This window comes from Streptomyces sp. NPDC021562, assembly GCF_040640875.1.
Classification (GTDB): domain Bacteria; phylum Actinomycetota; class Actinomycetes; order Streptomycetales; family Streptomycetaceae; genus Streptomyces.
Map to the genome: position 1 here is coordinate 16,635 of NZ_JBFACN010000035.1, position 11,379 is coordinate 28,013.

Here is an 11,379-nt window from a genome sequence, read left to right on the forward strand (position 1 = left end):
GTCTACTTCTGCAACACCGCCACGTCCTGGTCCGCCACCGGTACGGCGACCGTGCCGCGGTCGTCCGGGAGGGTCTGGATCGTGAAGCCCGGGACGCCCTCCTCGGTGGCCGCGAGGGTGCGGGCGCCGTAGACCGGGCCGCCGGAGAGTGCCTCCACGGTCAGCGCGTAGGTGCCCTTCAGACCGGACGGGACGGGCGCGTCGACGTCCTGGGTGGTGCCCGACTTGATCGTGAACGTCTTGGACACGGCCGTGCCGCCCTCGCTGCCCGCCGACGCCGTGACCTTCACCTGCGCGGTGCCGGTGGGGGCGGTCAGGGAGAGCGTGGTGCCCTTGCCGCTGTTGTCGGCGGACGTCGCGCGCGTGCCGACCGGCGCGGTCGCCGGGATGTACGCGGTCTCCTGCTTGGCGCCCTTGCCGCGGGTGACCCGCAGCGCGGCCACCACCGGCACCGACTGGTCGGTGGGCGTGAGGACGATCGAGCCCGCCTCGCCGCGCGTGACGGGGCCCAGGTCGGTCGCGGTGGTGATGCCGGCCTTCACGTGCAGCGTCTCGTTGCCGGCCGGGGTGATCAGGCCGTCCGGGGAGGCCAGGCGCACCTTCAGGTCGGCGTCGGAGTCGCCGGGGGTGAAGGCGATCAGCCGGACGTCGGTGGCGTCCTTGGGAATGCCCGGCAGCACCAGGCTGCCCGCCGGGTCGGCGGAGGCGGCCAGCCAGTCGCCGCCGCTCTTGTCGTCCAGGGCCTGCACGCTCGCGCCGACCCGGCCGCTGCGCACGTTCACGTGCACGGTCAGGTCGGTCTCCCGCTCGTCGCTGAGGGTGGACAGCAGGACCGGCTCGCTGGCGTGCGGCTGGACCGTGATGCCCTCCCCCACCGTCGACTTGAGCTGGCCGTCCTTGCCGTACAGCTCGACGTCGACCACGGCGGCGCTGTCGTCGGGGTTGGTGAGGTGCACGTAGTCGGTGCGGCCGGTGGCGGTGCTGGCGCCGGGGAACCAGAAGTCGGTGTCGGCGCCGGTGCAGTTGACCCCCTGGAGGCCGCGTCCGGTGCCGGCGGCGACCTCGGTGGTCTCCTGGACCGTCCAGCCGGGCGCGTACCTGCCCTCGGCCGTACCGACGTAGGCGGGCCCGTCGGCGCCCGAGGTGTCCCCGGTGGCCGGCGTCCCGGGTGCCTTCGGCGTCAGGACCGGCTTGGCGGTCTTCTTCTTGCCGGCGCCGCTGCCCCCGCCGTTGCCCTTGCCGCCGGTGCCGTCCGCCGACTGCTCGGTGGCCACCTGGAGTTCGGCCTTGCCGTCGTTCGTGGTGCCCTTGGTGACGGGCGTGAACGACGTGTACGAGGTGTCGGCGATGTCGGACAGGCTCGGTGCCGGGCACAGCAGGCTGGTGCGCTCCACGGGCAGCTGGGCGGCCGCCTCGGCGGTGTGCGCGGAGGACGGGGCCGGCTGGTTGAGCACGGCGAACCCGGTGACCGCCGCGAGCGCGGTCGTCCCGGCGAACAGGGAGAGGGTGGTGCGGTTCACTGCTGGCTCCCGTCATGGTGCTCGCCGCCGGTGCCGTGGTGCTGCTGGGCGGCCGGGTCGTAGGCGGGGTCGTAGCCCTGCTGGTACGTCGGGTCGTACGTCCCTTGCCCCTGCTGCCCGCCGTAGCCGTACGGGTCGTACTGGCCGGTCTGGTACGGGTCGTAGGTCTGCTGGTCGTAGCCCTGCTGGTACTGGCCGGCGTTCTGGTACTGGTCGGCGTAGCCGGTGTGGTAGCCGTCGGCCTGGGGGTAGGAGGCGGGGTCCCACTCGTCGTACGACTGCTGCTGCGGGACCGCGGCCGGGGGCTGCTCCTCCGCCGCCTCCGGGACGGCGGCCGGGTGGCCGGTGTCCTCGTCCGGCGGGGCCGCCTCCTCCTCGGCCTCCGCCTGGGCGCGCAGACGGCGGGCGCGGCGGCCCTCGCCGTCGGTGGCCTGGGCGGGGATCGGCTCCTCCTCGGGGAGGTCGTCGTCGACGTCGCGGCGGCGGCCGGGCAGGGCGAGGACGGTCAGGACGACGGCGAGCGCGCCCTGTACCCACAGCCAGGCGGTGTGGGTGAACGGGGTGTCGTAGGTGACGTCCAGTCTGCCGCCGGCGGAGGGGAGGGCGAAGCCCTGGGCCCAGCCGTCGACGGTGGTGCGGGTGAGCGGCTTGCCGTCCAGGGTGGCCGTCCAGCCGGGCGCGGCCGTGTCGGCCAGGCGCAGGATCCGGCCGTCGGCGCCGCTCGGGATCGTGGTGTGGATGTCGACGGCTCCTGCGGGGACCGGGGCCGGGGTGCCGGAGCCGTTCGCGGAGACGATCATCGCGCGGGAGACCTGCTGGTCGATCCGCCACAGGGCGCTGCCGTCCTGCTGGCTGAGCCGGGTCAGGCCGGGCGTGGCGTCCAGCACGCGCGCGATGTCGCGCGGGGCGCCCCTGTGGACGAGGACGTAGCGCACCGCGAACCCGCCGAGCTGGTCGGCCTGGTCGGCGCCGGAGCCGGCGACCAGGTTGGCGACGACCTTGTCGAGCTTGGCGTTCTCGCCGTCGGCGGCGACCGCTTCGGCGTCTCCCATGCGGGCGCCGGAGCCTCGCACCAGCATGTAGTCCACGTGTGCGGTGCTGTCGCTGTCCAGGACGAGGGTGCGGACCTGGTCGCTGGTGGTGCTGTCCTCGGCGACGAACGCGGGAACCTGGGTCGGGTCGCGGCGCTCGACCGGGCCGTCGGCACCCGCGATCATCCAGCCGGCGGCGAGGAGCAGGGGGCCGGCGGCGGAGGCGAAGGCGATCAGGGCGGCGACCGGCTGGCGCCAGCCGAAGCTCTGCTCGGCGACCCGCGAGCGTGCGCCGTCGGCGCCGAGCGCGGCGGCGGACAGGATCGCGATGCCGTAGACGAGGGTGGCCGGGCCCGCCCAGGCGGAGCTGTTGGACAGGACCGCGAAGACCAGGCCGACCAGGGCGACCGCCCAGGCGGTGCGGATCGCGGTCTGGCGCTGGGAGCGCAGCAGGGCGGCCAGTGCGGCCAGGACGATGCCGATGAGCATCAGGCCGTCGAGGGTGCCGGGGCCGCCCGGGCTGGCGCCGAGCAGGTCGAGGGCGGAGGCCGCCGAGGCGCCGTACTCCAGTCCGGCTTCCTTGAAGAAGCCGGACGGCAGCAGGGTCAGCGACCAGGGGGCGAGGACCAGCAGCGGGGTGCCGAGCTGGGTCAGCAGCCGCAGTCCGGAGGCGACCAGGTCGGTGCGGCGGACGGCCAGTACGGCGACGCCGAGGACCAGGGCGATCGGCCAGACGATGGGGGTGAACGCGGTGGTGATGGTCAGCAGCAGCGCGTACGCCCAGGTGGCGCGCCAACTGCCGCGGGCTCCGGAGGAGTTCGCCAGGCCGCCGGCCGCGATGCCCGCGCGGGCGATGAGCGGCAGCAGGATGGCGAGGACGGCGGTGCCGATCCGGCCGCCGGCGAGGGCGCCGGTGGCGGCCGGCAGGAAGGCGTAGGCGACGGCCGCCCAGGCGCGCAGCAGCCGCGAGGTGACCAGCGGCCGGGAGGCGAAGTAGGCGGTGAACCCGGCCAGCGGCACGGAGGCGACCAGCAGGACGGTGACGGCGAGTCCGGTCGAGCCGAACAGCACGGTGGCCAGCGAGGCGACGATCGCGAGGTAGGGCGGCGCGGCGGGGGTGCCGCCGGCGCCGACCGCGTGCCAGGCGTCGAGGTAGCTCGACCACAGGGCGCCCGCACTGCCCGGTGCGGGCAGCAGGGCGCCGCCCGCGAGCGCGCCGCTGCCGAGCAGGGCCCGGCAGGCGGCCAGCGAGACCAGGAGCAGTGCCAGGAAGAGCACCGGGCCCGGTTTGCGGGCGATCCGCTTGAGGCGGGCGAACTGCTCGATCTCCAGGAAGTCGGCGTCGTCGCCGCCGGGTCCGGACTCGACGGCGCCGCCGTGCCGGCCGGCCGCGGAGATCTCGTCGTCGGCGCCGAAGAAGTTGCCCGCGACCTGTTCGACGGTGGCCCGGACGGTGGCGCCGGGCGGCGGGAACAGCGCGCGCAGCTCGCCCTTGTCGAGCCGGGAGGGGCCGCGCCGGCCCCGTCCCGCGATGATGCGCTCGGGCCGCAGCAGGGTGCCGAGCAGGCCGCGGATCTCGTCGACGGCCTGTCCGGGGACCTTGCCGACGAGGTAGGCGACCGTGCGCAGCAGGGTGCCGAGGAGCAGCCGAACCAGCAGCCAGGGCAGCGCGGCGGTACGGGCGTTGACGAGCAGGGTGTAGACCGCGCCGGCCTTGTCGACCTTGTGCGGGGAGGCGGTGGTACGGCCCGCGCAGTCGACGGCGCGGCGCTCGCGGGAGGCGGCCTCGGCGTGCCGTACGACGGCTTCGGGGGCGACCAGGACGCGGTGTCCCGCGTTGTGCGCGCGCCAGCACAGGTCGACGTCGTCCCGCATGAGGGGCAGCCGGCGGTCGAAGCCGCCGAGTTCCTCGAAGACGTCGCGGCGGATGAGCATGCCGGCGGTGGAGACGGACAGCACGGGCCGGACGTGGTCGTGCTGTCCCTGGTCCTGTTCGCGGCGGTCCAGGCCGGTCCAGCGGCGGCCGGAGTTGGCGATGGTGACGCCGACCTCCAGCAGCTGCCTGCGGTCGTACCAGCCGCGCAGCTTGGGGCCGACGACCGCGACGTCGTCGCGGCCCAGCTCCAGCTCGTTGTCGACGACCCGCAGCAGCTGGGCGAGGGCGTCGGGTTCGGGGGCGCAGTCGTCGTGGAGCAGCCACAGCCACTGGACCGGTTCGCCGTAGGGCAGTTCGGGCATGTCGTAGGCGTCGTCGCGCCACTGCCGGGTGACCGGGTCCCAGCCGCTGGGCCGCTTCAGGTACGGCAGCTCGTCCGGGGTGAGGACGGGCGCGGTGCGGGCCGCCTCCTCGACGGCCTGGCCGAAGCCGGTGCGCCGGGCGAGGTGCACGACGTTGGCGTCGCCGAGGGACTCGGTGAGCAGCTGGGCGGAGTCGTCCGCGCTGCCGGTGTCGGCCGCGACCGCGTACTGGACGGGGCGCTCCTGGCCGAGCAGCCCGGCGAGCGCGTCGGGGAGCCAGCGGGCACCGTCGTGGGAGACGAGGACCGCGGTCACCACGTGACGCGGGAACTCGGGCGGGCGGGTCGGGTCAAACCCCGCTGGGGCAGCCGCCGCTTGGGCTGCCGTGTGACTGTGCACGGACATCGAGGTACGGGCCCCGGTTCGATGGACTGCGGTGGACTCCTGCGCCCGCTGGTGGCGGCGAGGCGTCTCGGACGAGCGCCCACACTATCGGCTGGTCATGCCGACGGCCCGCCGCCTGTGGATAACCCACGGGTGACGGGCCGTTCGCGCAGCTCAGATGTGTACGTCCGGTGGGTGTCCGGTCAGACGGCGGCCTTCTTGAGGCGGCGGCGCTCCCGTTCGGACAGGCCGCCCCAGATGCCGAACCGCTCGTCGTTGGCGAGGGCGTACTCGAGGCATTCGGAGCGCACCTCGCAGGCGAGGCAGACCTTCTTGGCCTCTCTGGTGGAGCCGCCCTTCTCGGGGAAGAAGGACTCGGGGTCGGTCTGGGCGCACAGCGCGCGCTCCTGCCAGCCGAGTTCCTCGTCCGCGTCGTCGACCAGCAGTTGCTGCACCAGCTCGGTCATGTGCGCCCCTCGTCTGTCTTTCGCGTCCCCGTGCCTGGCCGTCACCGATGTCGGCTGAACGACACGAGTGAAATTACAAGTGTGCTGCTCCGGGCGAGTCAAGCCGAGATCTGCTATTGGGCCCGTTATTCACTCTGCGGAACCAAGGCCGTGCGGAAAGTGTTCAAATCGGCATAAACCTTGACACGCAGAAGGGGCCCGCCGCGGGCCTCCGACCCCATACAGAGGTTGTACGGAGAAGGACGCCCAGATGTTCGATCGCGTTCCGCAGTGGCTCGCGCGGCCGGTTGTGCGCCATGTGTCCCGGGTACCCACTGAGCAAACCTTTCGGCAGCGAGGTGAACCGGATGAGGTGAAACATGTCCCACATACCGGGCGTCGAGTTGACACGGGAGGTGTGAGCCGATGTCCTAGTGGGCATGCTCGCGAACTTGGCACTCACCTCGACCCGCACCGCCGGGTCCCACGGTGCTGCCCGCGCTCGCTGTAGCTGTTGCTGTTCCAGCTGTTGAGCCGTAGCCGGACCCCGGCCGCTCCAGCTGCAGAAACCGAGTCCCCAGGGCTCGGTTTTTCGCATCACGTTCCCCTCTGACCTCCTTCACTGAGGAACCACCGCATCCCATGAACAGCGACAACGACCTCCAGATCGCCGGCGACATCCTCGAGGTCCAGCACCTGCTGCAGCCCCCGCGCGAGCACCCGGCCACCGTGGCCGAGTTCGTCGGCCTGGCCCGGGCGATCGCCGCCGACCGCGCGCAGTGGGAGCACCTCGTCGAGTACGACGCGACCAGCCGCTGGTACCACCGGCTGCGCACCGGCCCCGGCTACGAGGTGTGGCTGCTGTCCTGGGTGCCCGGACAGGGCAGCGGGCTGCACGACCACGGCCGCTCCGCCGGCGTGCTGACCGTCCTGGAGGGCACCCTCACGGAACGCACGGAGCGCGGCACACGCGCGCTGTCCGCCGGCGCGCAACGGGTCTTCGCACCGGGGTACGCGCACGAGGTGCTGAACGGGGCGCTGGAGCCCGCGGTGAGCCTGCACATCTACTACCCGGGCCTGACCGAGATGCCGATGCACCCGAGTGCCGGAGCCGCCTGCGAGGCCCGTCCGGCGGCTGTGTGACGCGTTGTCGGCCCCGCCTGCAAGACTTGGCGCATGCGCATTGTGGTTCTGGCAGGCGGTATCGGCGGTGCCCGGTTCCTGCGCGGTCTCAAAAAGGCCGTGCCGGACGCCGAGGTGACCGTCATCGGCAATACCGGGGACGACATCCACCTCTTCGGGCTGAAGGTGTGCCCCGACCTCGACACGGTGATGTACACCCTCGGCGGCGGCATCAACGAGGAACAGGGCTGGGGGCGCGCCGACGAGACGTTCCACCTCAAGGAGGAGCTCGCCGCCTACGGGGTGGGGCCGGACTGGTTCGGGCTCGGTGACCGGGACTTCGCGACGCACGTCGTGCGCACCCAGATGCTGGGCGCCGGCTATCCGCTGAGCGCGGTGACCGAGGCGCTGTGCGACCGCTGGAAGCCGGGTGTGAAGCTGATCCCGATGACCGACGACCGGGTCGAGACGCATGTCGCCGTGGAGGTCGACGGCGAGCGCAAGGCGGTCCACTTCCAGGAGTACTGGGTACGGCTGCGGGCGTCGGTGCCCGCCCACGCGGTCGTCCCGGTCGGCGCCGAGCAGTCCAAGCCGGCGCCCGGCGTCCTGGAGGCCCTCGCCGCGGCCGACGTGATCCTCTTCCCGCCGTCCAACCCGGTGGTCTCCGTCGGCACCATCCTCGCCGTGCCGGGCGTCCGCGAGGCGATCGCGGACGCCGGGGTGCCGGTGGTGGGCCTCTCCCCCATCGTCGGGGACGCGCCGGTGCGCGGGATGGCCGACAAGGTGCTCGCGGCCGTGGGAGTGGAGTCGACGGCGGCGGCGGTCGCCGAGCACTACGGCTCGGGGCTGCTGGACGGCTGGCTCGTCGACACCGTGGACGCCGGCAGCGTCGGGCGGATCGAGGCGGCCGGCATCCGCTGCCGGGCCGTACCGCTGATGATGACCGACCTGGACGCGGCCGCCCAGATGGCGCGGGAAGCGCTGGCGCTGGCCGAGGAGGTGCGGGGGGCATGACCGACGCGGTGCCCGGATACCGGGTGTGGGCGCTGGCCGGGATCCCCGAGGTCCGGCCCGGCGACGACCTGGCCAAGCTGATCGCCGCGACCGGGCCGGAGCTGGCCGACGGGGACGTGGTGATCGTCACGTCCAAGATCGTGTCCAAGGCCGAGGGGCGGATCGTCGAGGCGGCCGACCGGGAGGCGGCGATCGACGCCGAGACCGTGCGGCTGGTGGCCCGGCGCGGGACCCTGCGGATCGTGGAGAACCGGCAGGGTCTGGTGATGGCGGCGGCCGGGGTGGACGCCTCCAACACCCCCTCCGGAACCGTGCTGTTGCTGCCCGAGGATCCCGACGCCTCGGCCCGTGCCGTCCGCGCGGGGCTGCGGGACGCGCTGGGCGTCAATGTCGGGGTGGTCGTCACGGACACCTCCGGGCGGCCCTGGCGCTCGGGGCTCACGGACGTCGCCATCGGCGCCGCCGGGGTGCGCGTGCTGGACGACCTGCGCGGGGGCGTGGACGCGTACGGCAACCCGCTGGTCGCCACCGTGGTCGCCACCGCCGACGAACTGGCCGCCGCAGGTGACCTGGTGAAGGGCAAGGCGACGGGGATGCCGGTCGCCGTGGTGCGCGGTCTCGCCCACGTCGTGACCGACGCCGACGCGGACGGGGACGGCGCGCGGGCGCTGGTGCGGAACGCGGCCAGTGACATGTTCCGGCTCGGCACCTCCGAGGCGGTCCGCGAAGCGGTCACGCTCCGGCGGACCGTGCGGGCGTTCACCGACGAGCCCGTCGACCCCGGTGCGGTACGACGGGCGGTCGCCGCGGCCGTGACCGCGCCGGCGCCGCACCACACGACGCCGTGGCGGTTCGTGCTCCTGGAGTCGGCCGGGGCCCGGACCCGGTTGCTGGACGCGATGCGGGACGCCTGGGTCGCCGACCTGCGCAGGGACGGCAAGTCGGAGGAGTCGATCGCGAAGCGGGTGCGGCGGGGGGACGTGCTCCGGAACGCGCCGTACCTCGTCGTGCCCTGTCTGGTGATGGACGGGTCCCACACGTACGGGGACCCGCGGCGGGACGCCGCCGAGCGGGAGATGTTCGTGGTCGCCGCCGGGGCGGGCGTGCAGAACCTCCTGGTCGCGCTGGCCGGGGAGCAGCTGGGGTCGGCGTGGGTGTCGTCGACGATGTTCTGCCGGGACGTGGTGCGGGAGGTGCTGGGGCTGCCGCAGGGGTGGGATCCGATGGGGGCGGTCGCGGTGGGCCGCGCCGCCGAGGAGCCGCGGCAGCGGGCGCCCCGGGAGGTGGGGGACTTCATCGAGGTGCGGTGAGATCACGCGGTTCCTCCCCCTAGGCTCGTAGTCACAGCAGGCGCCTCACACAACCGGGATCTTTCGTGGCTGGACGGTTCTCTCCGCGGCCCACTCGTACGACCGTGCGGGGCGGGCAGGTCGTCGTGCCCGCCGCGGGGGTGCCTCGGCAGGCCGTGGCACCCGGACGGGTCCGGGTGTGGAAGCCGGACGGGGCGCTCGATCTGGGGCTCGTGCTCGGGCCGTTGCGACGCGGGCCCGGGGATCCGACGTTCCGGGCCACGCCCGACGGGTCCGTCTGGCGGGCCAGTCGCACGCCTGCCGGGCCGGGGACGCTGCGGGTGCGGGCGTACGGCGGTGAGGTGCGCGGGGAGGCATGGGGGCCCGGCGCCGAGTGGCTGCTGGAGCAGCTGCCCGAGATGCTCGGCGCCGCCGACGACCCCTCCCTGTTCGTGCCCCGGCACCGGATCGTCGCCGCTGCCCGGCACCGGCGGCCGGGACTGCGGCTGACGCGGACCGGGCTGGTGCTGGAGTCGTTGATCCCGTCGGTCCTGGAGCAGAAGGTCACCGCCGACGAGGCGTACCGGGCCTGGCGGTTGCTGGTGCGCCGGTTCGGGGAGCGCGCGCCGGGGCCCGCGGGGGTGAGCGAGCGGCCGATGTGGGTGATGCCGGCGCCGCGGACCTGGGCGCTGATCCCGTCCTGGGAGTGGCACAAGGCCGGGGTCGACGACAAACGGGCCTCGACCATCCTGCGTGCGGTACGGGTCGCCGCGCGGCTGGAGCAGGCCATGGGGATGGCGGCGGAGGCCGCGCGGACGCGGCTGGAGGTGGTGCCGGGGATCGGGCCCTGGACGTCCGCGGAGACCGTGCAGCGCAGTCATGGGGCCGCGGACGCGGTGACGGTCGGGGACCTGCATCTGCCGGGGATCGTGGGGTGGGCGCTGGCCGGGGACCGGCACGCCGACGACGAGGTGATGCTGCGGCTGCTCGAACCGTACGCGGGTCAGCGGCACCGGGCGGCCCGGCTGATCCTGCTGAGCGGGAACACCCCGGCGCGGCGGGCGCCGAAGATGCCGCGGGGTGACATCAGCCGGTGGTGACGTGCGGGTAGGTGCCGGGGACGGGGGTTCGGCCACCGGCGCCGGCCGGGTACCTGTGAGCCCACCCACCCGCCGCCACCGGACCCCTACTGGTCCGAGGAGAACCGCACCGCCCCCGCCGGGATCGTCGCGTCGCACCACACCCTGGCGCCCTCGCGCAGCTCGTTGTCGGCGCCGATCACCGCGCCGTCGCCGATGACGGTGCCGGTGAGGACCGAGCGTTCGCCGACGCGCGCGTGGTTGCCGATCAGGGAGTCGGTGATGACCGCGCCGGGTTCGATGACGGCGCCCGGCAGGATCGTGGAGCCGAACACCCGCACGCCCTCCGCCACGGACGCGCCCTCGCCCACCACCGTGCCGCCCGCCAGCTTCGCGTCCGCCGCCACCCGGGCCGTGGGGAGGATCAGCCGGTCGCCGCAGCGGCCGGGGACCGCGGGGGACGGGGCGCGGCCGAGGACGAGGTCCGCGGAGCCCCGGACGAAGGCCGCCGGTGTGCCCAGGTCCAGCCAGTAGGTCGAGTCCACCATGCCCTGCAGGTGCGCGCCGGCCGCCAGCAGCTCCGGGAAGGTCTCCCGCTCCACGGAGACCGGGCGGCCCGCCGGGATCGTGTCGATGACGGAGCGGCGGAAGACGTAGGCCCCCGCGTTGATCTGGTCGGTGACGATCTCCTCCGGCGTCTGCGGCTTCTCCAGGAACGCCTGCACCCGGCCGGTCCCGTCGGTGGGGACCAGGCCGTAGGCGCGCGGATCCGTCACCTTCGTCAGGTGCAGGGAGACGTCCGCGCCGGTCGACTCGTGCGTGGCCACCAGGGCGCGGATGTCCAGGCCCGTGAGGATGTCGCCGTTGAAGACCAGGACCGGGTCGTCGGGGCCCGAGCGCAGCCGGGAGGCGACGTTGCGGATCGCGCCGCCGGTGCCGAGCGGTTCCTCCTCGGTGACGTACTCGATGTGCAGGCCGAGCGCCGTGCCGTCGCCGAAGTACGGTTCGAAGACCTCGGCGAGGTAGCTGGTCGCGAGGACGATGTGATCCACGCCCGCCGCTCTGGCTCTGGCCAGCTGGTGGGTCAGGAAGGGCACACCGGCCGCCGGGACCATCGGCTTCGGGGTGTGGACCGTGAGCGGGCGCAGCCGGGTGCCTTTGCCGCCGACCAGGAGGATCGCTTCTGTCACCTGTCGTCTCTGCTTCCTGCCGGGACCGGCCGGACTCGGTGTCGGCCGGCCAGTGTACGCAGCCCG

At 73.9% G+C, this 11,379-nt stretch carries 8 protein-coding genes; 4 read left to right on the top strand and 4 right to left on the bottom strand.

What is annotated here, in order from left to right; genetic code table 11:
• Nucleotides 1-2 precede the first annotated feature (2 nt).
• The 3 genes from AB0G52_RS36110 to AB0G52_RS36120 form a co-directional block, all read right to left on the bottom strand.
• Nucleotides 3-1,520 (bottom strand): DUF5719 family protein, encoded by a 1,518-nt coding sequence (locus AB0G52_RS36110; protein ID WP_361342690.1) that lies wholly within the window; start codon nucleotides 1,518-1,520, stop codon nucleotides 3-5.
• Nucleotides 1,517-5,107, bottom strand: coding sequence for a glycosyltransferase (locus AB0G52_RS36115; RefSeq protein ID WP_361342693.1), 3,591 nt, complete (start codon nucleotides 5,105-5,107; stop codon nucleotides 1,517-1,519). Before AB0G52_RS36115 ends, AB0G52_RS36110 begins: the two co-directional genes overlap by 4 nt.
• A 269-nt stretch (nucleotides 5,108-5,376) precedes the next feature.
• On the bottom strand, nucleotides 5,377-5,640 hold the full coding sequence (locus AB0G52_RS36120; protein ID WP_003975777.1) for a WhiB family transcriptional regulator: 264 nt from the start codon (nucleotides 5,638-5,640) through the stop codon (nucleotides 5,377-5,379).
• Between the two features lie 621 nt (nucleotides 5,641-6,261).
• On the opposite strand from AB0G52_RS36120, the gene AB0G52_RS36125 reads away from it, so the two are divergent.
• The 4 genes from AB0G52_RS36125 (at nucleotide 6,262) to AB0G52_RS36140 (ending at nucleotide 10,144) form a co-directional block, all read left to right on the top strand.
• Nucleotides 6,262-6,762, top strand: a complete 501-nt coding sequence (locus AB0G52_RS36125; RefSeq protein WP_360561794.1) for a cysteine dioxygenase family protein — start codon at nucleotides 6,262-6,264, stop codon at nucleotides 6,760-6,762.
• Between the two features lie 33 nt (nucleotides 6,763-6,795).
• Nucleotides 6,796-7,755, top strand: a complete 960-nt coding sequence (cofD, locus tag AB0G52_RS36130; protein ID WP_132893910.1) for a 2-phospho-L-lactate transferase — start codon at nucleotides 6,796-6,798, stop codon at nucleotides 7,753-7,755.
• Nucleotides 7,752-9,065 (top strand): coenzyme F420-0:L-glutamate ligase, encoded by a 1,314-nt coding sequence (locus AB0G52_RS36135; protein WP_361342698.1) that lies wholly within the window; start codon nucleotides 7,752-7,754, stop codon nucleotides 9,063-9,065. The genes cofD and AB0G52_RS36135 overlap by 4 nt, the downstream gene beginning before the upstream one ends.
• Before the next feature lie 65 nt (nucleotides 9,066-9,130).
• Nucleotides 9,131-10,144, top strand: a complete 1,014-nt coding sequence (locus AB0G52_RS36140; protein ID WP_361342701.1) for a DNA-3-methyladenine glycosylase 2 family protein — start codon at nucleotides 9,131-9,133, stop codon at nucleotides 10,142-10,144.
• 86 nt (nucleotides 10,145-10,230) lie between these two features.
• Here AB0G52_RS36140 and AB0G52_RS36145 read toward each other — a convergent pair whose 3' ends face one another.
• Nucleotides 10,231-11,313 (bottom strand): NDP-sugar synthase, encoded by a 1,083-nt coding sequence (locus AB0G52_RS36145; protein WP_132893904.1) that lies wholly within the window; start codon nucleotides 11,311-11,313, stop codon nucleotides 10,231-10,233.
• Nucleotides 11,314-11,379: the final 66 nt, after the last annotated feature.

Excerpts from the sequence above, each read along its gene's own strand:
- AB0G52_RS36120 (WP_003975777.1), bottom strand. The coding sequence starts at position 5,640 with ATGACCGAGCTGGTGCAGCAACTGCTGGTCGACGACGCGGACGAGGAA.
- AB0G52_RS36125 (WP_360561794.1), top strand. The coding sequence starts at position 6,262 with ATGAACAGCGACAACGACCTCCAGATCGCCGGCGACATCCTCGAGGTC.
- cofD (WP_132893910.1), top strand. The coding sequence starts at position 6,796 with ATGCGCATTGTGGTTCTGGCAGGCGGTATCGGCGGTGCCCGGTTCCTG.
- AB0G52_RS36135 (WP_361342698.1), top strand. The coding sequence starts at position 7,752 with ATGACCGACGCGGTGCCCGGATACCGGGTGTGGGCGCTGGCCGGGATC.